This is a genomic window from Planomicrobium soli (genome assembly GCF_003014655.1).
In the GTDB taxonomy this organism is placed as follows: Bacteria; Bacillota; Bacilli; order Bacillales_A; family Planococcaceae; genus Planococcus; species Planococcus soli_B.
In genome coordinates, this window is record NZ_PYAT01000006.1 from 78,204 (window position 1) to 100,977 (window position 22,774).

A 22,774-nucleotide genomic window follows, 5' to 3' on the forward strand; every position below is an offset into this window, starting at 1 on the left:
GCATAGAAAAAGGAAAAGCATTTGTCTTTTGTGAGAACGGGGGGCAGAAACTGAGGAGGATTTTTAATGAAAAAATTATCGAAAACATTAATTGTATTTGTAATAACGGTACTGTTGCTTGCGGCTTGTTCTTCAAAATCGGCAGAACAGGCAGGTGGAAAAAATGACATTAACTTGCTCTTCAATTTTGCCACGAGTTCTCTTGATCCTAATGTGGACACGAGCTATGTTTCCTTGAGAGCCGGCATTACCGAAACATTGGTTCACTTGAACGATGAGAGCTTGAAGATCGAACCTTGGCTTGCGGAAAGTTGGTCGAGCGAGGACGGGCAAACATGGATCATCGAATTACGAAACGATGTAACGTTTCAAAATGGCAACCCGATGGACGGCGCAGCGGTAAAGGCTTCCTTGGAGCGGGCGATGAAAGATAGCATAGCGATCAAAAATGCGTTGCGAATCGAGTCAATCGAAGCTGAAGGCCATACACTGACAATCAAAACAGAAGTGCCATTTCCTGAATTTCCTTCCGAGTTGGTTCACCCCAACACGTCCATCATTGACGTAACGGAAACAGACTTTGTCAATAAACCGGTTGGAACCGGTCCATTTGCGGTTTCTTCGTTCACTCCTAAAACTGCGGTAAATCTAGTACGCTATGACGAATATTGGGACGGGACAGCCCTTTTGGAAACGGCCAAGTTTTCGTTCAATGAAGATGCCAACGCAAGATCTCTTGCTCTTCAGTCAGGAGACGCTGATATTGTTTTCCGTCCGGAAGTTGAAAGTTTGGATAGCTTAAAAGCAATAGAAGGCATGAAAGTGGAATCGACCTCGACATTCCGGGTTCATCAGATGACCATGAATCTTCAGCGTAAGCCGCTGCAGGATATTAATGTCCGAAAAGCGATCGATGCCTTGATTGACCGTGAAATGGTAGCTGAAACCATTTTAAAAGGGCATGCGGAAGTTGCGACAGGTCCATTCCCGTCATCCTTTTCTTTTGCACCGGATTATCCTGAAAAGAAGCATGGCATTGAAATTGCCCGGGATCTGTTAAAAGAAGCAGGATACACCGAAACGAATAATGTTATGCAAAGGGACGGAAAACCGCTTGAATTGACTTTGTTGACTTATAGCTCCCGCGCAGATTTGCCATTGATCGCCCAGGTTTTTCAATCAGACGCGAAACAGCTAGGGATCAAAGTAACCATTCAGCAGATCGAGATACCGGAAGAATACATGGCGGCGAATCGTGATTGGGATTTGACCACTTACAGCAATCTGACGGCACCTCGCGGAGATGCTGGCTATTATTTAAATGCAACGTACCACCCAAAAGGGGCGTTGAACTTCAGTGGTGCCAACGATAATCAGTTAACAGAAATGATCGATCAGCTCAACGGCACAGTGGGCCAACAGGAGCGTTCAGACATAGCGGAAGAAATTGCTGCTTATGTGGACGAACAAGTTTACAATTCGTTCATCCTGCATCCCAACACGCTGGTTGCCTACAATTCGGCCAAGGTGAAAAACTGGGTAACTTCACGCAGTGAGTATTACATGCTGACGAATAAATTGAGTGTGAATTAAATGATTCAAATATTGAGCAAAAGATTGATCGAGGTAATGGTTTTTTTGCTGATCATCACATTTGTCAGTTTTCTTTTTGCCCGTCTTGCTCCGGGAGATCCGGTCCTGTCTATGCTTCAAGTAGATGATCTTTCTGTAACGACTGAGCAGATAGAAGAACTCCGGGAAGATATGGGATTCAACGATCCACTCCTGGTGCAGTATGGAAACTGGTTTTTGGACTTTGTCAGAATGGATTTCGGCAATTCGTATATAACCCGCCAGCCGGTGATGGAGATGATTTTCAGTGGACTTCCGGCAACACTTGAGCTCACTGCAGGCGCATTGTTAGTGGTTATTTTAATAGCTGTACCGTTTGGTTCATTAGCCGCGCTATACAGAGGAAAATGGATTGACCAGCTGAGCCGGGGAATTTCGCTGGTCGGAGCAGCCGTTCCAAGCTTTTGGCTGGGACTGATTTTAATCGATTTGTTCGCTGTGCGCTTTGGAATTTTTCCAACAATGGGGAGGGATGGCATTGGTTCTGCTATTCTCCCTTCTATTACGTTAGGACTGGCAATCACAAGTGTCTATGTGCGTTTGCTGCGCTCCAGCTTGATCGATTCTCTTAGCCACGAATATATCCGAGCCGCACGCGCAAGAGGCATTTCTGAGATGCGGATATTTTTCGCGCATGCGTTTCGCGCAAGCCTGCCGCCGGTAATTACTGTTTTTGGCGTCAGCCTAGGCAGTTTGATTGGCGGGGTTGTAGTTATTGAAGTAATTTTTGCGTATCCCGGCATCGGAAAAATGGTTGTTGACGCAATCAGGGGAAGGGACTATCCCGTAATTCAAGGATATATCTTGATCATGGCCCTGTTTGTGTTCGTGATCAACAGCTTAGCGGATCTATCCCTGCGTTATTTGAACCCCGAGCTGCGCTTAAAGGAAAAGAGGGAAGAAGGATGGAAGTGACAGCTAAATTCAGCAAACCAACTTATAAAACGATTAGCCTGTTTATCGTAATTGGTTTAATAGCCACAGTGGCAGCCTATACGTTTCTTTTCTTAAAACACGATCCATCCTTTGTCAATTTGAACGAAAGGTTGCTGCCGGTGAGCTTAGAGCATCCGCTCGGCACAGATCACTTAGGACGCGACGTGTTGACTCGGATTCTGCTCGGTTCACAATTGACTGTCGGTTATGGGTTTTTGGCACTTATAGCAGCAGTAGCTATCGGGGTGCCTTGCGGTATTTTTGCAGGCTTTAAGGGCGGACTACTGGACCGCTTTTTTATGCGTATAGCTGATGCTTTCCAATCGTTTCCGGACACAATTGTAGCTATTGTTTTAAGCGGACTTCTCGGACCAGGAATTGAAAATCTTCTGATAGCCATTGTGCTGGTTAAGTGGGTGAACTATGCCCGGCTTGTACGCAGCACCGTCATTGTTGAACGCCAAAAGGATTACATATCCGTGGCAAAAGTTAACGGTCTAAGCTCATGGCGAATTATGTCAAAACATCTGTATCCTCATATCATCGGACATGTGCTTGTTTTGGCAAGCCTGGATTTAGGGAAGATCATCCTGCTCATTTCCGCATTGTCCTACATCGGCCTTGGAGCACAGCCTCCAGCACCGGAGTGGGGAGCCATGCTGAATGATGCCCGCCCTTATTTTCAATCGGTCCCATCATTAATGGTCTTTCCGGGACTGGCAATTGTTTTGGTCGTGCTTCTGACAAACCTCTTAGGCGATTACTTAAGAGACAAATTCGACGTGAAAAAGGAATTGAGTTCATGAGTCTTCTAACAATCAACAACTTATCAGTTTCGGCCAACGGTGCAGCTATTGTTAAAAAGATCTCTTTTAGCATCGGCAAAGGAGAATGGGTGGCTGTTGTCGGCCAAAGCGGAAGCGGAAAAAGTGTCACCGCTTCAGCCCTCGGCCAATTATTGGGACCGAATTTGAAGGCAGAAGGCGAAGTGCAATATAAAGGCGATAATCTTCTTGCTTTGCCTTTAAAGAAAATGAGGAAATTGCGTGGTACTAGCCTTTCGTATGTTTTTCAGGACTATCAAGGTTCGTTTACTCCTTTTTTAACAATTGGCCGCCATTTTGATGAGTACCAAAAAGCACATCTCAGTCTTTCAAGAAGTGCCAGAAAACAACAAGCTCAAGAAGCCTTAGTGTCTGTCGGATTGAAGCCGGAAATGTATAGCCGCTATCCTTTTCAGTTAAGCGGTGGCCAGCTTCAGCGTGTTTCAATTGCGCTTGCACTTCTTTTAAGACCGGATCTTCTCATTGCTGATGAACCGACGACAGCGTTGGACAGCATTTCATCCTTCAAAATCTTGGAACTGTTATCCAGCTTGCAAAAGCAGACTGGTTGTTCAATTTTGTTTATCACGCACGATTTGCGGCATGTTAAGAATTACGCAGATCGCATAGTGGTGATGAAAGAAGGGGAGATTGTCGAGCAGGGAGAGAAAGCACAAATTATGGGCAAGCCGAAGCATCCGTATACACAATTACTGATTGATGCTGCCTCTTCACTCAAAGCGTCTTTTCCACTCCGTTCAAAGGAGGTTGCAAAATGAGTTTATTGGAATTGAAGAACGTCAGTAAAACATATGATAACGGAGAAGCTGTATTGAAAGGTATCAACTTTTCATTGGAAAAGAAAGAGTGCGTGGGGCTTGTCGGAGAAAGCGGCTGCGGCAAAAGCACACTGGCCCGTTGTATTTTGCAGCTCGCTTCGATAGATGAGGGCGAAATCTTGCTGAATGGCACAGCGTTGCATAACAAGAATGAACGGAAATTAAAACCTTACCGCAGAAATATCCAGACAGTCATGCAAAATCCGACGGCTTCATTAAATCCAAAGTTGAAAATTAGAGAATCGTTGTTAGATCCATATTTACAATATGGTTCTCAAGCCGTTTTAAAACACTTTCACTATACGAATGAAACAAAATTTGTAAAGCAATTGATGGAGGCGGTAGAACTTCCAGAGGAATTGGCTGGCCGCTACCCTCATGAGTTGAGCGGAGGGCAAAAACAGCGGGTCACCATTGCCCGCGCCATCAGTTTAGAACCTGCTTTGGTGGTGTTGGATGAGCCGACATCCAGTTTGGATATCTTGTCTCAATCGGCCACTTTAAAACTGTTGAATGGCCTCCGCCAGCAGCTTGAACTTTCGTACCTGTTTATCTCCCATGACTTATCAGCAGTAAATATGATGAGCCAAAAGATTTTGGTAATGAAAGAGGGAAGTATAGTGGACCGGTTCGAACAGGAAGAATTATTTTCGGAAAGCCGCCATGATTACACAAAAGAATTAATTTCACTGTATCAATAAAAAAAGTGCTCGATCCAGTTTTGATAGCTGGTTCGAGCACTTTTTACTTTATTATTTTGATAGGTTCAATGCTTTTTTGGACACATAGAAATCTTTTCCGTTATAAACGGTGACGCCGTCTAGCGTTTTAGTAAACGTCTTTTTGTTCTGAGTAACATAAGCGACGTTTTTGTTTACAGGCAATTCGATTGTTATTTTGTCCTTTTCTGCAATAAATACCGGATTGTTTGCATCTGTTACATCAATGCGCGTCTTGAAACCTTTGTTTTCATAAGATTCTTTTGCATTAACAAACAATTCATCTGTTGTTTTTTCAAGATCGAAATTCATGAATTTCGCCATTGTTTTAGCAACATCGGTATTGTCCAGTAACCCAAATGGTTTTGATGGGCCATAAGCGTACAAGAAAACATCTTCTCCGGTATGTCCACCAGTCGTAAAGCCGATATTCGCACGGTTTGCCAACATTTTGGTCATTTCAGACTGGACATTCTTCGCTTCTTTTAATTTTTTGATTTCCTCGGCAGTCAAGTTGTCCAAACCGTAAAGAGCCGCTGCTTCTTCAATGTTGGAACGATCGGATTTTAATGTTTTCAAAGCGCCTTCAACTGTCATCGTCGCTTTCTTTAATGGATCGATATAAGTTGAAACTGGAATTTCAGGATAGTTGGAATTTGTATTTGCGTTCCCCATGGTGATACCGCTGTTTCCGTGGTCGCTCACCGCGATCACCATTGTATTGCCGTCTTTCTTCGCGAAATCCACTGCTTCTTTTACTGCCGCATCAAAAGCCAATACGTCGCTTATGATTCCGACTGTATCGTTCGCATGCGCTGCCCAGTCCACTTTGCTTCCTTCTACAAACAAGAAGAAACCATCTTCATTTTTTGAAAGAGTCTCAATGCCTTTTTTCGTCATATCTGCAAGAGAAGGCTGGCTAGGATTTGTTGTTTCACGGTCAAAATCGTATGCAAGAGCTGAAGTCGCGAAAGATCCCCATAACTTGTCGGATTTTGAATTCAAAAGTGCATCTTTCGTTTCCACGAAATCATAGCCGTTTTCATTAATTACGTCTATTAGGTTTTCACCGTCAACGCGCGCGTTCTTTGTCGATCCTGGTTGCAAGGATTCTTTTCCTCCTCCAAGCACAACATCAATCCCTTGGTAAACTTGCTGTTCAGCGATATCTTGATAGTTGCTGCGGTGAACTGCATGGGAAGAGAAGCCTGCGGGCGTTGCATGCTGAATCTCTGAAGTAGAAATGATCCCTGTGGATTTCCCAAGTAAAGAGGCTCCCTCTAACACGTTGGCAACAGGTTTGTAAGCATCTTCAGGAGCAACTGGATCAACGCCTGGCGTATTCACAATTTTAGGAAGAAGCCCGACAATTTTGTCGTTCGATTTGTTTCCAGTAGCTAAAGCAGTAGCAGCAGGTGCGGAATCGGTAATTGCAGATTCTGCAGAATGGGTTTTCATGCCACCTACAAGGATGCTATCCATTGCCAAGTCTTCGCCTTTATACCATCTCGCCAAAGTAGTGGCACCGGCACTTGTTCCGTCCATTACCATCATAATGACGTTTGTCGGTTCGTTTTTCTTGTTTTTCGCTTCAATAGTCGGTCCATTTGCTGAAAAGCCGAGTGAAGAAAGGGCGACAGCGGCAGCAATTGTAATTCCAGCAGCTTTCTTGTTAAAATTGCGATTCATTTACATTGTTCCTCCTCTAATATCTCTGCGATTTGTCTTACTGACTTTCATGATAGAGGATGAATATTTCAAGAGTATGGATTTTAAGCGAAGTTTATGTAAAATAGTGTAAATATAAAGGACAAAAAGTTAACCACTCCGTTTAAATTTGTTGTTCATTTGGAGCTGAAAGACATCTATCTCAATTAAGTCTGTTGCCTATAAGGCGGTTAATTACTATTGTCATTTAAATTTAATAATTGTTAGGCAAATAACGAGGAGGAAAAAGTTAGCGGGTGTCGAATTTCGAGAGTGTAGAAAAGCTGCTGGATGAATTTTTAGTAGTATCGAGCAGTTACTATTACTTGAATGAAAGGAGAAAAGACTATGGGATTAGTTCCGAAAGTGTATACGGGGGAAGAAGTAGATGTGTCTTTTACGCCTTCTCTATGCATACATGCAGCAGAATGTGTAAAAGGGCATCCCGAAGTATTTGATACAAAAAGGAGGCCTTGGATTATTCCGGATCAAGGATCTGCTAATGCGGTAGCGGATGTAATCGCCCGATGTCCAAGTGGTGCGCTTCAGTACTTGCGAAAAGACCAGCGGGCAAATGAATTGCCTGAGGTACCAACAACAATTGCGGCAACCGTTTCCGGCCAATTTGTGGTACGGGGCGATCTTCGCATTGACCACCAGGAAGGTCAGCTGAAAACGTATCGGGCGACATTATGCGGATGCGGCAACTCACATAATCAGCCGTTTTGTGATAAAAGTTCATTGTGCAAACAAGGGGGAGCATAGCAATGGATATAAAAAAAGGCGAGAACAAATTTTATATAGGGAACGATGCGGTTGAAACAGATGCGGAAGTGCATTATGTTCCAACAGGCCTTACCCGGATTATTGTTGACCATACCCATGTAGCCGATAACTTGCGTGGACAAGGAGTAGGAGAAGCGCTGGTGAAGAAAGTGATCGAATACGCAAGAGAAGAAAAGTTGATGATCGTCCCGCTCTGCCCCTTTGCTAAAAAACAATTTCAGGTACATCCAGAATATCAGGATGTTTTAGCAAAATAGACCAATTCCATTATAATGTAAAAGGTTAAAAAAATAATCTGAATTTCGAGCGGGGCTGTTAGAACAATCCGTTCGAAATTCAGATTATTGTCTTTTTCTGTATAAGAGTCCGTAGGATTACCGTTGGGAAAATTCAATAGCGCTTTGAACGGTCGCAAAAGTTAACAGCGATTTAGTCGTTTCCCGCAGTTCTGAGATTTCTATTGCGGCTTTGGGCGAAATTCCTGTGATGTATAGTTTACTGCCCATGAGTCTTAGTACGTCTTGAATCATCAATAACCGCAACGAAAAGTGGTTCAGCTGCCAAAAAACACCTGAAATATCAATAATGATATGCTGCGTCCGATTTTTTTGAACGTATTCGCTCAGCTTGGTCGTTAATACCTCGAAACGTTCTACTGTCATTTCTCCTACTAAGGTAACAGCACCCATATTTTCACTGATTGACAAAATGGGCAGTAAAAGGCGGCTAATTTCTTCATCTTTTTCAGCCAAGACTTGACGTTGAAAATATTCCACAGAAACATCGGTTTGCGTTCCGATAAAATACAAGTGGCCATCTACCGTTACCGGTTCGATATTTAAACGGTTCCAAAAAGAACTGCCATCTTTCCGGTAATTTTTAAGGGTGACGGTCACGCTTTCTTCCGTTTCAACCGCTTTCCTAATTTTTTGAAGCATCAATTGATCTGTATCAATCCCTTGTAAGAACCTGCAGTTTTGGCCTAATACTTCTTCTTGGGGATAGCCGGTTAAGGATTCGAACGTCTGATTTGTATAAATCAACGGATTATCAGGCAAGGCGGGATCTGTTACTGAAGTCGCTACGCGGCTTCCATCCAGCATGGCTTCGAAAAGAGAAATTTGCGTGGGATAGCTTAAGGTTTTCAAAAAAACAACTCCGATCGTATTCTGTTCATATTAGCATTACATGGCAATAACGCCTTGGGATTGAAAAATAAATATGGAGGATGGAGTCGTTTTAATATACCCTCTTATACCTGCATGAGTGGATAACTATTTCCACAATCCGGTGGATTTACAGTGTTAAGATTATCGAAAAGGCAACTCTATTTTGATGGAATTTCATATTAAGATTATACATAACTTCTTGTCGCCTAATCCATTATTCTGCATTGTAGCTGAACTAGGGGATCTGTTCTTGAAGCGAAAACATTGACTTCGTTTGCAATATGTTTTAATGTTAGAGACGCGATGAGCTCGTTTGCGTAAGACGGACAAGCATTCCTTTTGGGAACACGTTGTGGAGCGTGGCTTGGAACGCCGCAAATTATCGAGAACACCTTGCCCTTTGGGCAAGGTGTTTTTTATTTTTGTCCTTACAAAATGACAATGGGGTATAATTGAAACAGGTTTTACATAAAAAGAAATTTGCGCTTATGCATATCGAATGAAAAGAGGGAGCACCATGAAGTTTGGAATTATCGGAACAAATTGGATTACCGATCGATTTATTAAAGCTGCAAAAGCTCATCCGGAATTCAGCATCGGAGCTGTCTATTCCAGGACAGAGGAGAAGGGCAAAGAGTTTGCGGCGGCGTACGGAGTTGAACATGTCTACACAGATATTATAAAAATGTTTCGAAGTGGAAACATTGACGCTGTGTATATCGCATCACCGAATTCGTTCCACGTGGAACAAAGTATCTTGGCAATAGAGAATGGCATCCATGTTCTTTGTGAAAAACCCTCAGCAGTCTCAGTGGATGAAATGGACCGAGTAATTGAGGCATCTAACCAATACGGAGTGACGTATATGGAAGCGATGAAGTCGACAGTAACGCCGTCGTTTCTGAACTTGAAGAAGAATTTAGCTAAAATTGGCCAAATTCGACGTTTTGTTTTCCATTACAATCAGTATTCTTCCCGGTATGATAAGTACAAGGATGGCATCATCGAAAATGCTTTTAAGCCGGAACTTGGAAACGGCGCTAAAATGGACTTGGGAGTATATTGCATTGCTCCGATTGTCCATTTAGCCGGTGAACCGAATAACGTTTTACGGAACAGTTATTTGTTGTCCACAGGAGCGGATGGCCAAGGCAGCATGATTTTCGATTACAATGGCAAAGAAGCTGTCATCATGTATTCGAAGATTTCAGATTCCTATTTGCCAAGTGAAATTCAAGGAGAGAATGGGGTTATTGAAATCGACCGCATCAGCGATCCGAAGCAAATTGTCCTTCGGTATCGAGATGGCAAAACAGAAGATCTTTCGGTTCCGCATGAATTCGACACCATGTATTACGAATTAGAAGAATTTATAATATGCGTGAACAAACAGCAAGTAGAGTCGGCGATCAATACACATGAGATTTCCCGCCAAGTTGTGAAACTGCTGGAGGGATAATAAGAAAAAAGCTGTCGAGAAACTCTCGACAGCTTTTTTTAGCAATTTTCTTCCTTTTTTGTATTAAGAAAAAGCCCGGCTGGCAGCGAAGCAATTTCGCGGGCAGCCGGGCTTTAAAATTTGAAACTTAGCTTGGAGCATCTGTTTTCGTAGGAGTGATTAAGATAATGTTTTGGTCATTGGCGGTTACATTGCCAGACTTTTTAAGTTCGATTGTTTGGCCTGCTTCCAGGTTCGTAAAGACGACTGGCGTAACGATAGAGGCCGCATTTTTTTCGACATAGTCCAAGTCAACTTCCATTAACAGCTGGCCTTGTTCAACAAGATCACCTTGTTCGATATGTGATGTAAAGCCTTCGCCTTTCAAGTTAACTGTATCGATTCCAATATGGATCAGGATTTCTGTGCCGTTGTCCGCTGCGATTCCGATTGCGTGTTTCGTCGGGAATACAGTAACAACTTTTCCGTTGACCGGAGATACAACTTTTCCATCTGTTGGCCGTACAGCAAATCCATCACCGATCATTTTACCAGCGAACACTTGGTCAGGCGTTTCTGTAATCGGCATGATTTCCCCTGTAAGCGGACTGCTGAATTCTAATGCAGCTTTGCTTACAGCAACATTTTCTTCCTGTATAGCAGCTTTTGGAGCAGCTTGCGGACGTGGTCTTTTGCCATTGATGATGTCTTGCATTTGTCCGCGCAGGCTATCTGAAACTGGTCCGAAGATGGCTTGGATGTTATTGCCGACTTCCATAACACCGGAAGCGCCAAGCTTTTTCAATCTGTTTTTATCTACGTTGTTTTTGTCTTCCACACTTACACGCAAACGAGTGATACAAGCGTCAAGATGTGTAATGTTTTCTTGTCCGCCCATGGCAGCAAGAATTTCATATGGAAGATCGCCGACTTCTTCACCGTCGTCGTCTTCTTCCGTATCTTCTTCACGGCCCGGTGTCATCAAATTGAATTTCTTGATGGCAAAGCGGAAACCGAAATAGTAGATGACTGAGAAGAAAGCTCCTATGATAAGAACCCACCACCAGTCGGTTCTGCCTGGCATAACGCCGAAGAGCAAGAAATCGATTAGTCCGCCTGAGAAAGTCATACCAATTTTAACGTTAAGAATTTGCATAATCATGAACGACAATCCTGCAAAAACAGCATGGATACCGAATAGGACTGGTGCAACAAATAAGAAAGAGAATTCAAGTGGTTCTGTGATTCCTGTTAGGAAAGAAGTCAAAGCAGCTGAAGCCATGATACCGCCGACAACTTTCTTTTTCTCAGGGCGTGCGCAATGGTAAATAGCAAGTGCCGCCGCTGGAAGGCCGAACATCATGAACGGGAATTTACCGGCCATGAATGTCCCGGCTGTGAATTCAACACCGTCTTGCAACTGTGAGAAGAAGATTCGCTGATCGCCGCGGACGATTTCGCCAGCTGCATTTGTGTAAGAGCCGAATTCAAACCAAAACGGCGAATAGAAAATGTGATGCAATCCAAACGGGATCAACGAACGCTCAATTGTCCCGAATACAAAAGCGGCAAGTGTTCGGTTGGTTTCGAGCATGAAATGCGAAAGTGCATTCAAGCCGTTCTGTGCGAATGGCCAAACCAGGAACATAATGATACCAAGAAACACTGCTGAAAAAGCAGTAACAATCGGAACAAAACGTTTGCCTGCAAAAAATCCAAGAAATTGAGGCAATTTAATATTGAAGAATTTGTTATACATGTAAGCAGCTAATACACCAACGATGATTCCGCCGAAAACACCAGTTTGAAGCGTTGGAATTCCCAGTACTTCAGCGTATTTAGGATCCGTCGTCATCTCGGCGGTAATGTCGCCAAACGCTTTCATGGTAACGTTCATGATCAAGTAGCCGATAATGGCCGCAAGACCTGCTACCCCATCGCCGCCGGCAAGACCGATGGCCACACCGACTGCAAATAACAACGGCAGGTTATCAAATACAACTCCACCGGCTTCTGCCATAACAAATAATAATTTTTGAATCCAGTCAGCGCCAAAAAATGGCACCGCTTCTACAAACGAGTCTTGTGCAAAGCTCGTTCCAAACGCCAGCAGAATACCTGCTGCAGGCAAGAGCGCTACCGGAAGCATTAACGCTTTACCGACTTTTTGCATCGTGCCAAACAGGTTGCTGGACTTTGCTGCTTTAGTAGACATATAAAATTCCTCCTTATTGAAATAAAAGCTGCAGCCTAATTGAATACGCCGCCTTACTAAACTAAAAAGGCATGAGCAGAAAAGGCAAGATCAAAAAAGGAGAAACGTCCCCCTTGAGTGACCTGTGCATCTTTTCATACTCATGCCTGATCGAATCAGTAACACGTATGGTTGATTTAGGATTTGTGTAGCAGGCGTTGAAGATGAATCGTCAAATATAATACTTCAGCTTCATCAACCGGCTTATTCAATTGGTTCTGCATAACTTTAATCAGTTTCCACGCAAGATTATAACACACCGGATATTCTTTTTTCAATACCTCTTCCAATTTGTTTTCTTCGCCTAGAGGCTGGCCTTGATGGGCGCGGTCGATTGCCCGGTGAAGATGTTGAATCAGCCGGTGGTAATCGACATCGTCCTTTTTCAGTTGCAGGTCAAGATTGGCTTCGATAATTTCGACAAGCTGTGAAATAAGAATATTGTACCGGTTGATATCACGCAGCGACTTGTCGGTTACAGCACTATGGATATGAAGTGCAATAAAACCGATTTCGCCTTCCGGGAACGAAATAGCCATGCGGTCTTCCACTTGTTGTACCACCGCTTGTGCTACGTTATATTCTTTTGGATACAGCGCTTCAATTTCATACAAAAATGGGTTGGAAAACTGCATGTCTTTTTTTGCCCGGTTGATTGCGAAAGCGAGATGATCGGTTAAGGCGACGTGAATATGTTCATTCAATTCCTTGCCCATTTCTTTCTCGATAAACAACAGCAGCTCGTGGGTGAATCCGATCAAGTTTTCTTCAATGTAAGGAAGCAAGTTGACGTATTGCTCTTTTTCTTTTTCATCTTTCAGCAAAAATGTTTTATCCGCTTTATCAAATGAAATCGGTTCACCTTTTGTCCTGTTGAAGCCGAGCCCGTTGCCAATCAAGACAACTTCCTTATATACATCATGCTGAGCAATGACCACATTGTTATTCAGCACTTTCTTTATAGTCAATATCTGTTTCATTTCAGCCTCCGTCCGCCAGCAGGCCAAAGGTTCTGCAACTGGCTTGCTTAAACAGATCTTTATTCGTTTGCATCTATCTTAGTATACTTCTTCATTCTTCATTATATTCAATATATGCTTTTAAATCACCATATTCTTATTTTGGACCAGACGGGCATCGTTGTATTTGAAAATAGCTAAGCGTATACTAGCTAAATACATTTTATTTAAAGAATCAGGAGGAAACGCATTGGCAATAAAACCGAAAGCTATTTTCTTGGATATGGATGGCACTATTTTAAACCATCACAACAAAGTGAGCATGAATACGAAAACCGTCATTGATGATCTCCGCAGCGAGGGGATATTTGTTTTTATCGCAACCGGGCGATCGGCTGTGGAATTGAACGAAATGTTGCCGGAAGGCTTTGCGGTGGATGGCATCATCACTGCTAATGGGATGTCGGGATATATTGGAGAAGAAGTGGTATTTGAACATTCGCTGTCGCGCGAATTGGTAGGTGCCGTTATCGAACGGGCTCGTGAAAACAAAGTATATTATGAATTGTTTCCATATGATGAGCCGCGAATGGTGCTGCAGCAAGACAAGGCATATGTAGAAGCCGAAGTCAGAGATCCTCAGCCAGAAGGCGTTGAAATCAACGAATGGATTTCCCGGAAAAAAGCGATCAAGGAAGAAATTACATGGAAAGAAACGATTACGGGCAATCGGTTTTCGAAGTTTTATTTCTTCGCCAGATCAAGAGAGCACATCAACAACTGGAAAGTGGAGCTAAAGCAGCTCCAAAAAGAAATGGACTTCACGATGACACCTTCTTCTCCACACAATGCAGAAGTGATGGTCGCAAACGTCAGCAAAGCGAGCGGCATTGAACAAATGCTTGACCATTTCGGGTTGATGGGCTGTGAAACGCTGGCTGTCGGCGACAGCGACAATGATGTGAAAATGTTCCAATATGTTACTTACGCAGTAGCGATGAAAAATGCGCCAGACCATATAAAAGCAATTGCAGATGACGTAACAGAATTCACCTGTGATGAAGAAGGCGTCTATCATTACTTGAAATCGAACATCCTGGCCGTGAAAACGCAGTAATATCTTGATAGAAATAACAAAGAAACCAGGACAAAGCTGTCCTGGTTTCTTTTTAGACTGTAGACAAAGTTTCTAATTGATGAATAGGGAAGCATCAAACCAACCGGACCGGCCACTTCGCTTTCCGTGGGCACGCCTTCAGCCGCTTCCTTCGCGTGCGCTCAGTCCAGAGTCTTCAGCTCGTGTCGCTCCATCGTTCCACTCTGTCACTGCTCCCACAGGAGTCTCCGTGTCCGGACCGGTTGGCCACCACTCCGAATCTGGCCACTTCTTCCAGTCAAGTTCCATGATTTAGGAAAGGCAGGCGCAAGACGCCCTGTCTTCTTGCTTTAGGCATCGGAGCGGAAAGCATTCGCCTGAAGCGGAAGTGCCAATACAGCCTCAATTAGATGTTTTGGCTCAATGTTTTTTCCTCCTGATCCGTTTAAATTAGATTTTTTATAGTTTATCATTACGGTATTTAAAATTGTTAAGAAAATTAACTATTCCGAAAATATATCATTGTAATTTTAATCCTGCAGATTTCTTCAAGGGCTTATACTTTTATTGGGATGATTTAAAAGGTTATTCAAAATACGGAAACTTAGATAAGGAGAACATTATGGAAATATCACTGATCAGGCATGGAAAATCGCAATTTGTTCATAAAGAAGCAGTCACTTTCAACGAGTTTAAGCAATGGGTGAAAAATTACGATTTCTATGGAATAGCTGAAGAACCGAGTTGCCCTGCCGAAACACTCCAAAAAGTGGCGGCAGCAGACATTATTGTCACCAGTGATTTAAAAAGAGCCATAGAATCGGCAAAGTTTTTAGACCCGAAAGCGAACGCGATCACGGATCCTTTATTTCGAGAAATCGAGTTGCCCATAAGCACAAGGCAAGGTTCCAATTTAAAGCTGTCGCCGGTTTTTTGGGCAATGCTATTAAGAATAATGTGGTTTAGCGGGTATTCCAACAACTATGAATCTTTTGATGAGGCAAAATTAAGAGCGAAGAAGGCAGCGCAGCAATTAATCCTTTATTCCAGTGAATTTCAATCCGTAGCTCTTATAGGCCATGGCTTTTTTAACATAATGATAGCGAAGGAATTACAGAAAAAAGGATGGAAGGGCAAAAGGAAGCTTGGAGCCAGGCATTGGAATTGCGTTTCCTATTCTTTGTAAAACCTTAACTAGTGGAACTGAATACCGCTACTGGAACCGGAGTTGAAGGAAGTGGTCTGCATGGAGAGGTAAATGGATTGAGCAGCAGAAAACTGGGGTATTTATAAAGAATCTGAAATTGCAAAAGCCAAGGGAATCTTACTTATCAAAAGAATAGACGAACTGTAATGAGTTGAACATTCATTCTAAGTTGGAGGTGCCGACTATGCACAAAGTAGTGATTCTTGGAACAGGACCTGCTGGCCTCACGGCAGCGATTTATTTAGCTCGAGCCAATATGAATCCGTTGGTTATTGATGGAGATCAACCGGGCGGCCAATTAACGCTTACCACTGAAATCGAGAACTTTCCCGGGTTTGTTGATGGCATCATGGGCCCAGAGTTGATGGACAATATGCGCAAGCAAGCGGAGCGCTTCGGTGCAGTGTTCAAAAGCGGTTGGGCGACAGCCGTAGATACATCGCAACGGCCGTTCAAATTGCAGGTTACCGGTTTAGGTGAAATTAAAACCGAAGCTTTGATCTTGTCTACCGGCGCATCGGCAAAGCTGTTGAAGATACCAGGGGAACTCGACAACATTGGATCAGGTGTCAGCACATGTGCAACTTGTGATGGCTTTTTCTACCGCGGGAAAAAAATCATTGTGGTGGGTGGCGGCGATTCAGCCATGGAAGAAGCGAGCTTCTTGACTCGGTTCGCTTCAGAAGTCATCGTAGTCCATCGCAGAAGCGAGCTTCGCGCTTCGAAAATTATGCAGGAGCGCGCCCGGCAGAACGCAAAAATTTCTTGGAAATTGAACAATACACCGGTTGAAGTGGTGAGCGATGGCAAGAAAGTGAGCGGCCTTAAAGTGCGGAATGGAGAAACTGGAGAACTGGAAATCATCGAAACAGATGGCATATTCGTCGCCATCGGACATACGCCGAATACGGCTTTTCTGAATGGCCAGATTGACACGGACGAAACCGGCTATATTGAAGTAGCACCGGGTACAACAGAGACGAACATACCAGGCATCTTCGCTTGCGGCGACGTACAGGACAAGAAATATCGCCAAGCTGTCACCGCTGCAGGATCTGGCTGCATGGCTGCCATGGATACCGAACGCTTTTTAGAAGGGAAAGAAATTGTGGATTGGAGCCAAACGTTATCGGAACCTGCTTATGATAAAGCCAAATAACAGGCCCGCACTATACTGCTTGAACAAAGAGCCTCTTTAGGGGCTCTTTTTATATTCAACTCCTTTTACTTCTCCACAACTAAAAAACAATGACAAATTCAACAATTAACTGAATAATTAAACCGGTTTGCCGTATAATGAGGGCTAAACAGCAGGTGCTGAAGCTAATGGCTGGTGCGTACTGACAGGGAGGATGAAACCGTAAGTGGCGATTATTAAATGGATTTCTGAAAAGTTGCCTTTGCTTATTTTGCTTGTGGCAGTATGCACGTATTTTTCACCTGTTTATTGGCAGGTGTCTACAAAGGTACCGAGCATTCTTTTGGGCGTAGTTATCTTTTTTGCCGGAGTTTCGATGAATTTGGAAGCGATCAAAGGAATACATAAGAAAACGAAAGAATTGGTGTTGGTGATGTGTTTGAAGTGGACGTTGACGGTGGCCGTCTCGATTGCGTTGGCACATGGTTTCTTTTCGGCTCAGCCTGAGATTGCGGCCGGCATGATTTTAGCGGGAACGGTGCCGAGTGCGACAGCAGCTACAGTCTATACTTTTTTAGCAGGAGGCAATGCTTCTTTGGTCGTAGCTGCATCACTGCTTGATGTGGCTATCAGTCCGGTTGTTACGCCGCTTGCAATGATGGGTTTAGCGGGTCAACAAGTGGCCATCTCCTTTTGGGATTTGCTTCAGTCTTTTGTCCTTATTGTGGTTATTCCGATGGGTATCGGCTTACTGGTCCAGCGAGGCATGGATGGATTCAAAGACTATTCCAAAGTTGCGACAAAATTAGGCTCGTCTTTGGCCCTGCTGTTGATTGTCCACACCCTTATCGGCAGTGGAAAAGAAGCAATCGCATCAGAAGTGGGATTGATTCCGCTAGTTGCCGGCACCACTTTCCTTCAAGTGGTCATTCCTATGGCCACAGCTTATTTCATTGCAAAAAAGCTGCGGCTGGAAGAGGAAGACGCGCGAGCCGCATTATTTCAAGTGGGGTTATGCAATACAGCCCTTGCTGCCATTTTGGCGTTCGAATTTATTGGTGAACTGGGCACGGTTGCGCCAATTTTCAATATGATTTTTAACTTGTCGATTGGAGCTTGGATTGCCGGATGGTTTAACAAAAAAGACCTTTTGGAAGAGAACAGGCTCAGGAAACTCCCTGTTTAAGTTTAAAACGCTGCCGACTTTTTCTTTTGCATGTTCAGTGTCTGCTTCTTTTTCAGATAGGCATTTAGTATTTCTGTACTCAGCAACATTACGGCGATGAAAACAGCGACTGCGAAAGGAAAAACAGCAATTGTGGATTGCGATGCCAGAAAACCGAGAAGGGGCGGCAACAGTGAACTGCCTGTATAGGCAAGCGCCATTTGAAAGCCCATAATTGACTGTGCGTGTTCCTTACCGAACTGTGCCGGTGTCTCGTGCAGCATACTAGGAAAAATTGGCGCTAATCCCAAGCCGATTAAGATAAAGCCGATAAGCGAGAAACTGGCTGGCAATGGCACCAGCAGCAAGAACGTTCCAGCAAGCGCGGTTGTCTGGCCAATGCGGATAAGTGTCCGGCTGCTGACTTTTAAAGAAACAAAACCTGTTACAAATCTACCGATTGTAATGCCGCCAAAATAAAGGGACACCCATTTTGCGGCTGTTTCAATGGATAACTCTTTCACGTTGACCAGAAAACTGCTTCCCCAAAGCCCAATAGCCGATTCAGCTCCGCAATAAAACAAGAAGGCAGTCAATGTCAGCTTAACCCCCTTGATTTGCAGCGGTTTTGTGGTTTGTGCGTCTGTACGTTTAGTATCCTCTGTAGCGGCTGCCATAGGCGAAGCGGCAACTTTGTCCCATAAAGGCAACGCCAGAAAAAGGATGAGTACGAGCAGGAACTGAATGCCTGCGATGGCCAAATAGCCGTTTCGCCATGTGCTATTCCCCGAAATAAAAGCAGCCATCACAATCGGGCCAAGCGTAGCTCCGACTCCCCAAAAGCAGTGCAGCCAATTCATGTGATGGGCTTTATAGTGAGCGGCGACATAATGGTTCAATCCAGCGTCAATGGCTCCAGCACCCAGGCCAAGCGGTATGGCGCAAAGAAACAGCCATACAAGAGACGGGGAAAAAGAAAAGCCGAGTATTGCAGCAGCTGTCATAAAAGAACTGACGAATGCAACTTTCCCTGTTCCAAACCGCTTTAATAAAAATCCGCTTGCCAAACTTGAAACTATTGTGCCACCTGCAATGACCATGAAAAGCAATCCAGCGGTCTCAAGTGGCGCACCAAACTCGGGTTGCATAACGGGCCAAGTAACTCCTAATAGCGAGTCAGGCAAACCCAGGCTGATAAAAGCCAAATAAATGATAATCAGAAAAAATGCAGCCATATATGTGCCTCCTTGAATATGCTCTTGTTAGTTATTTCAGTCTATCATTCTATAAAGGGAAAAAATGAATATATTTACTTCCAAGTGCAACTAATTAAAAATAGTAGCAGCAACCAAGAGTTCTGTTGCTGCTTTTCGCTGAATCCCGATAAAAATACTATCATGTTATAATGGAATTTAAAGATTGAATGTTCAAATAAAAATAAATTTTGTTCATTCTCTTTAAATAGGAGTAAACCTTCCTAATAAGAAGGACAGTAAACTTGTAAAGTGGGATGCCACAAATGCAGAAATGGTTAAGGAACCGGCTCGAAATGAATTCTTCACATCCACTATAGCCAAAGGAGTGCAGACAGCATATGACAGCATCTAAATTGGAAAGCATTGAACAACAGGCTCTCGCTAGATACAGGCATCTTGAAAAGCAACGACAAGCACATCCAGCAGCCGATCCAGAAGAAATGGACAAAATGCTTGTGCGCTCGAGCGTTATAAACGCACAGGATACTTTGTCGATAGAACGAATCATCAATAAAAACGATTTGTTGCCGATTGCGTATTTGGAAACAGGAACCAAAGCGGGCCGAGCGGTATGCCGAACTACGCTGAGAAATCAGAACGGGCAGATCCAAGGTCATGGCACCGGATTTTTAGTGTCTCCCACGCTTCTTTTGACGAACAACCATGTATTGGACATTAGGGAGGCAGCTTTATACGCGGCCGCTGAATTCAATTACGAAAATGATGAAAACTTTGCACCGCGTGAAATCAGCAGTTTTGGTTTTGAACCGGATAAATTGTTCATTACTGACGAAGCGCTGGATTTTACCCTTGTGGCCATTCAACCTGTTGCAAAGAACGGTAAAAAGATTTCTGATTTTGGGTATTTGCCGCTTTTATCCCAGAAAGGAAAAGTCCTTGAAGGAGAGTTTGTTTCAATTATTCAGCACCCGAAAGGCGGACCAAAGGCCGTTACTGTCAGGGAAAACGAAGTGCGTTTTTTAGCACCTGACTTTATCCATTATGTCAGTGATACGGAAGCGGGATCCTCCGGCTCTCCTGTATTTAATGACCAATGGGTGGTAGTGGCGCTTCATCATGCAGCGATAAGTGATCCAGATGACAGCACAGAGTGGATTGCCAACGAAGGAATCCGGATCAGTTCCATCCTCAATTTTCTTGTTGAATGGAACAGTGCCAATCCCCATCCTTTGCTCGCTCCGCTGTTGCAAGGGGTTCCGGATTTGGCGTCTTCAGTGGTTCCGATGGAAATGGGTCAGCTTGGGGAAGAATGGTATAGCGGAGTATCGGGGTATGATCCGGCATTTCTGGGAGAAGGCTTCAATGTGCCGCTGCCGGAATTGATGGCTGAAGTTGCGCAAGATAGAGCGCCGTCAAAAGACGGAAAACCTGTTTTGGATTACACGCATTTTTCCATTGCCATGAGCAAGAAGAGAAGATTGGCATTCTATACGGCTGTCAATATTAACGGCAGTGAGCTGGTGGATGTGAAACGGGGCAATGACAAATGGTATTTTGACCCACGGCTCGATAAAGCGTTTCAAAGTGGGCCAGAATTGTACGAGAAGAACGACCTCGATCGCGGCCATTTGACCCGCCGCCAAGATCCAAATTGGGGAGTGGATGCAATTCGGGCGAATGAGCATACATTCCATTTTACGAACTGCGCACCGCAGCATAAGAACTTCAATCAAAAAACGTGGCTAGGTCTTGAAGATTATATTTTAAAAAATGCAGAAACACATGACTTGAAAGTAACGGTTTTTACAGGACCGGTGTTTCAGGAGAATGACCCCATTTACCGGGACGAATTTCAGATTCCTGCCGAGTTCTGGAAAATTGCCGTTATGAAGAAAGATGGCAACTCGCTTTCAGCATCAGCTTACCTGCAGACACAACGGGATATGATTGGAAATCTGGAATTTGCTTATGGTGAATATCAAACTTATCAGGTGCCGATCATACAAATAGAAGCATTGGCGCACCTTGATTTTGGAGAACTTAAAGCGCATGACGCATTAGCCGGAAAGGGTACGGGAATTGCCATCAAACAGATGGAAGATATCCGATTATAAAACAGTAAAAACGTCCGCAGGAGCTATAGAAGCTTCTGCGGACGTTTTTTGTTGAAAACTTTACCTGGACAGGCAGCCGTTAACTGTTCATATAATAGTCACTTACAAAAAAGACTTAAAAACGTATACTAGTTGAGATAGTTAGGCATGAACGGATTGCATCAAAAGGAGATTGCACAATGAACAAAGGCAAAGAATTAAATTCTGCAACAAAAGCAACATCAAAGGCTAATCATATGTACAAGACCATTTGGAGATGGCATTTTTATGCGGGGATTATTTTTGCTCCGATCTTGGTTTTGCTGGCTGTAACAGGATCCATATACTTATTTAAAACAGAAATTGAAGAAACAATCTATCAGGATTATTACGAAGTACGCCCGCAAGGAGAGTCGATTTCCGCTTCCGGGCAAGTGGCAGAAGTAAAGCGGCTATACCCGGATGCTAGTGTCACCCGGTACCGGCCCGGAGAAGATGAAGGGCGCTCCAGCGAAGTGACGATTCTTGAAAACGATGAATCATTTACGGTTTTTATGAATCCGTATACGGGGGAATCGTTAGGTAAATTGAACAACGATGACCGGATTATGAGGAAGATCGAAAAACTCCACGGCGAACTGATGGCAGGGACAACAGGCGACCGGATTGTAGAACTTGTAGCGTGCTGGACAATTGTCTTGATGATTACAGGGTTGTATTTATGGATGCCTAGAAAGAAGAAGGGATGGGCTGGCGTTCTTTTCCCGCGCCTGAAAAAAGGCAAAAAAATTCTTAGAAGGGATTTGCATGCAGTTCCGGCGTTTTGGGTGACAGCCGGCTTATTATTTTTAGTCCTGACGGGATTGCCTTGGTCTGGGTTTTGGGGAAATAATTTTCAAACGATAGTCACCAATTCCGGTGCAGGCTACCCTCCGTCTGTTTGGGTAGGAGATGCACCAATTTCGACAGTTCAGACGAAAGACATCGCGCAAGTTCCATGGGCGGCAGAAACCTTGGATGTGCCGTTATCAAAGATTCAAGGTCTGGTTCCTCTGTCGCTGGATAAGGTGGTTGAAACTGCAGAGCAGGAAGGCATTTATCCCGGATATACGGTATATATTCCGCAAGAACAAGACGGTGTGTATACACTATCAATCTTTTCTCCAAGAGCTCAGGATGAAGCTACCATGCACATCGACCAATATACGGGGGCGGTTCTGGCAGATTACCGCTATGATAATTACGGAGTCATCGGGAAAGCGATCGCTTGGGGCATTACGTTGCATAAAGGGACCCAATTCGGCTTACCCAACCAGCTCATCAGTTTATTTGTTTGCCTTGGCGTTATTTTTGTGGCGGCAAGTGGAATCTATTTATGGTGGAAGCGGAAGCCGCAAAAAGGGCTAGGTGCACCTGCCGCACCGGCTCTGGTCCAAAAAAAGCCGTTTTTATTGGTGATGATTGGATTAGGGATTCTCTTCCCTCTTGTCGGCTTATCGATCTTGACGGTTTGGCTGTTGGATTGGGTTGTAATCCAGCGAATACCAACAGTTAAAAAGTGGTTGAATGCATAAAGGCGGAAGGGAGGAAATTCT

At 43.9% G+C, this 22,774-nt stretch carries 19 protein-coding genes; 14 read left to right on the forward strand and 5 right to left on the reverse strand.

The window, feature by feature from the left end; all coding sequences use genetic code 11:
• Window positions 1-66 precede the first annotated feature (66 nt).
• The 5 genes from nikA to B0H99_RS09290 are packed head-to-tail and all read left to right on the forward strand — an operon-like array spanning window position 67 to window position 4,932.
• On the forward strand, window positions 67-1,593 hold the full coding sequence (gene nikA, locus B0H99_RS09270) for a nickel ABC transporter substrate-binding protein (protein WP_106533385.1): 1,527 nt from the start codon (window positions 67-69) through the stop codon (window positions 1,591-1,593).
• Window positions 1,594-2,547, forward strand: coding sequence for a nickel ABC transporter permease (gene nikB / locus B0H99_RS09275; RefSeq protein ID WP_106533386.1), 954 nt, complete (start codon window positions 1,594-1,596; stop codon window positions 2,545-2,547).
• The gene (gene nikC, locus B0H99_RS09280) at window positions 2,538-3,374 is read left to right on the forward strand and encodes a nickel transporter permease (protein ID WP_106533387.1); all 837 of its coding nucleotides are present in this window, start codon (window positions 2,538-2,540) and stop codon (window positions 3,372-3,374) included. Before nikB ends, nikC begins: the two co-directional genes overlap by 10 nt.
• Complete coding sequence (locus tag B0H99_RS09285) at window positions 3,371-4,171, forward strand: ABC transporter ATP-binding protein (protein WP_106533388.1); 801 nt, start codon at window positions 3,371-3,373, stop codon at window positions 4,169-4,171. Before nikC ends, B0H99_RS09285 begins: the two co-directional genes overlap by 4 nt.
• Window positions 4,168-4,932, forward strand: coding sequence for an ABC transporter ATP-binding protein (locus B0H99_RS09290; RefSeq protein ID WP_106533389.1), 765 nt, complete (start codon window positions 4,168-4,170; stop codon window positions 4,930-4,932). Before B0H99_RS09285 ends, B0H99_RS09290 begins: the two co-directional genes overlap by 4 nt.
• A 51-nt stretch (window positions 4,933-4,983) precedes the next feature.
• On the opposite strand, the gene B0H99_RS09295 is transcribed toward B0H99_RS09290, so the two are convergent.
• A complete protein-coding gene (locus B0H99_RS09295) occupies window positions 4,984-6,639 on the reverse strand; it encodes an alkaline phosphatase (RefSeq protein ID WP_106533390.1) in 1,656 nt (551 codons plus the stop codon).
• A gap of 366 nt (window positions 6,640-7,005) precedes the next feature.
• Between B0H99_RS09295 and B0H99_RS09300 the strand changes: the two genes are divergently transcribed.
• Complete coding sequence (locus B0H99_RS09300) at window positions 7,006-7,422, forward strand: (4Fe-4S)-binding protein (RefSeq protein WP_106533391.1); 417 nt, start codon at window positions 7,006-7,008, stop codon at window positions 7,420-7,422.
• Window positions 7,423-7,424: 2 nt separating this feature from the next.
• Complete coding sequence (locus B0H99_RS09305) at window positions 7,425-7,700, forward strand: GNAT family N-acetyltransferase (RefSeq protein ID WP_106533392.1); 276 nt, start codon at window positions 7,425-7,427, stop codon at window positions 7,698-7,700.
• Between the two features lie 117 nt (window positions 7,701-7,817).
• Here B0H99_RS09305 and ytvA read toward each other — a convergent pair whose 3' ends face one another.
• Entirely contained in the window at window positions 7,818-8,591 is a 774-nt protein-coding gene (ytvA, locus tag B0H99_RS09310) for a YtvA family blue-light photoreceptor (protein WP_245894476.1), read from the reverse strand.
• Window positions 8,592-9,129: 538 nt separating this feature from the next.
• Here ytvA and B0H99_RS09315 point away from each other — a divergent pair.
• Window positions 9,130-10,071, forward strand: a complete 942-nt coding sequence (locus tag B0H99_RS09315) for a Gfo/Idh/MocA family protein (RefSeq protein ID WP_106533393.1) — start codon at window positions 9,130-9,132, stop codon at window positions 10,069-10,071.
• A gap of 127 nt (window positions 10,072-10,198) precedes the next feature.
• Here B0H99_RS09315 and ptsG read toward each other — a convergent pair whose 3' ends face one another.
• Together ptsG and glcT are read right to left on the reverse strand one after the other, a co-directional pair.
• Entirely contained in the window at window positions 10,199-12,265 is a 2,067-nt protein-coding gene (ptsG, locus tag B0H99_RS09320) for a glucose-specific PTS transporter subunit IIBC (RefSeq protein WP_106533394.1), read from the reverse strand.
• Between the two features lie 176 nt (window positions 12,266-12,441).
• Window positions 12,442-13,284: a glucose PTS transporter transcription antiterminator GlcT gene (gene glcT, locus B0H99_RS09325; RefSeq protein WP_106533395.1), complete on the reverse strand. Its 843-nt coding sequence runs from the start codon at window positions 13,282-13,284 to the stop codon at window positions 12,442-12,444.
• A gap of 229 nt (window positions 13,285-13,513) precedes the next feature.
• On the opposite strand from glcT, the gene B0H99_RS09330 reads away from it, so the two are divergent.
• From B0H99_RS09330 to B0H99_RS09345, 4 genes are all read left to right on the forward strand, one after another.
• Window positions 13,514-14,380 carry an HAD family hydrolase gene (locus B0H99_RS09330; protein WP_106533396.1) on the forward strand — a complete coding sequence of 289 codons (867 nt, stop codon included), beginning with the start codon at window positions 13,514-13,516 and terminating at the stop codon, window positions 14,378-14,380.
• 466 nt (window positions 14,381-14,846) lie between these two features.
• The gene (locus B0H99_RS09335; protein WP_245894477.1) at window positions 14,847-15,545 is read left to right on the forward strand and encodes a histidine phosphatase family protein; all 699 of its coding nucleotides are present in this window, start codon (window positions 14,847-14,849) and stop codon (window positions 15,543-15,545) included.
• Between the two features lie 205 nt (window positions 15,546-15,750).
• Window positions 15,751-16,725: a thioredoxin-disulfide reductase gene (trxB, locus tag B0H99_RS09340; RefSeq protein ID WP_106533398.1), complete on the forward strand. Its 975-nt coding sequence runs from the start codon at window positions 15,751-15,753 to the stop codon at window positions 16,723-16,725.
• Between the two features lie 205 nt (window positions 16,726-16,930).
• A complete protein-coding gene (locus tag B0H99_RS09345) occupies window positions 16,931-17,890 on the forward strand; it encodes a bile acid:sodium symporter family protein (protein ID WP_106533399.1) in 960 nt (319 codons plus the stop codon).
• Between the two features lie 2 nt (window positions 17,891-17,892).
• Here the strand turns inward: B0H99_RS09345 and B0H99_RS09350 are convergent, their stop codons facing one another.
• Window positions 17,893-19,104 carry an MFS transporter gene (locus B0H99_RS09350; RefSeq protein ID WP_106533400.1) on the reverse strand — a complete coding sequence of 404 codons (1,212 nt, stop codon included), beginning with the start codon at window positions 19,102-19,104 and terminating at the stop codon, window positions 17,893-17,895.
• Window positions 19,105-19,463: 359 nt separating this feature from the next.
• Between B0H99_RS09350 and B0H99_RS09355 the strand changes: the two genes are divergently transcribed.
• On the forward strand, window positions 19,464-21,200 hold the full coding sequence (locus B0H99_RS09355; protein WP_106533401.1) for a DNA/RNA non-specific endonuclease: 1,737 nt from the start codon (window positions 19,464-19,466) through the stop codon (window positions 21,198-21,200).
• Between the two features lie 179 nt (window positions 21,201-21,379).
• On the forward strand, window positions 21,380-22,753 hold the full coding sequence (locus tag B0H99_RS09360) for a PepSY-associated TM helix domain-containing protein (protein ID WP_106533402.1): 1,374 nt from the start codon (window positions 21,380-21,382) through the stop codon (window positions 22,751-22,753).
• Window positions 22,754-22,774 lie beyond the last annotated feature (21 nt).

Excerpts from the sequence above, each read along its gene's own strand:
- nikA (WP_106533385.1), top strand. The coding sequence starts at position 67 with ATGAAAAAATTATCGAAAACATTAATTGTATTTGTAATAACGGTACTG.
- nikB (WP_106533386.1), top strand. The coding sequence starts at position 1,594 with ATGATTCAAATATTGAGCAAAAGATTGATCGAGGTAATGGTTTTTTTG.
- nikC (WP_106533387.1), top strand. The coding sequence starts at position 2,538 with ATGGAAGTGACAGCTAAATTCAGCAAACCAACTTATAAAACGATTAGC.
- B0H99_RS09285 (WP_106533388.1), top strand. The coding sequence starts at position 3,371 with ATGAGTCTTCTAACAATCAACAACTTATCAGTTTCGGCCAACGGTGCA.
- B0H99_RS09290 (WP_106533389.1), top strand. The coding sequence starts at position 4,168 with ATGAGTTTATTGGAATTGAAGAACGTCAGTAAAACATATGATAACGGA.
- B0H99_RS09295 (WP_106533390.1), bottom strand. The coding sequence starts at position 6,639 with ATGAATCGCAATTTTAACAAGAAAGCTGCTGGAATTACAATTGCTGCC.
- B0H99_RS09300 (WP_106533391.1), top strand. The coding sequence starts at position 7,006 with ATGGGATTAGTTCCGAAAGTGTATACGGGGGAAGAAGTAGATGTGTCT.
- B0H99_RS09305 (WP_106533392.1), top strand. The coding sequence starts at position 7,425 with ATGGATATAAAAAAAGGCGAGAACAAATTTTATATAGGGAACGATGCG.
- B0H99_RS09315 (WP_106533393.1), top strand. The coding sequence starts at position 9,130 with ATGAAGTTTGGAATTATCGGAACAAATTGGATTACCGATCGATTTATT.
- ptsG (WP_106533394.1), bottom strand. The coding sequence starts at position 12,265 with ATGTCTACTAAAGCAGCAAAGTCCAGCAACCTGTTTGGCACGATGCAA.
- glcT (WP_106533395.1), bottom strand. The coding sequence starts at position 13,284 with ATGAAACAGATATTGACTATAAAGAAAGTGCTGAATAACAATGTGGTC.
- trxB (WP_106533398.1), top strand. The coding sequence starts at position 15,751 with ATGCACAAAGTAGTGATTCTTGGAACAGGACCTGCTGGCCTCACGGCA.
- B0H99_RS09350 (WP_106533400.1), bottom strand. The coding sequence starts at position 19,104 with ATGGCTGCATTTTTTCTGATTATCATTTATTTGGCTTTTATCAGCCTG.
- B0H99_RS09355 (WP_106533401.1), top strand. The coding sequence starts at position 19,464 with ATGACAGCATCTAAATTGGAAAGCATTGAACAACAGGCTCTCGCTAGA.
- B0H99_RS09360 (WP_106533402.1), top strand. The coding sequence starts at position 21,380 with ATGAACAAAGGCAAAGAATTAAATTCTGCAACAAAAGCAACATCAAAG.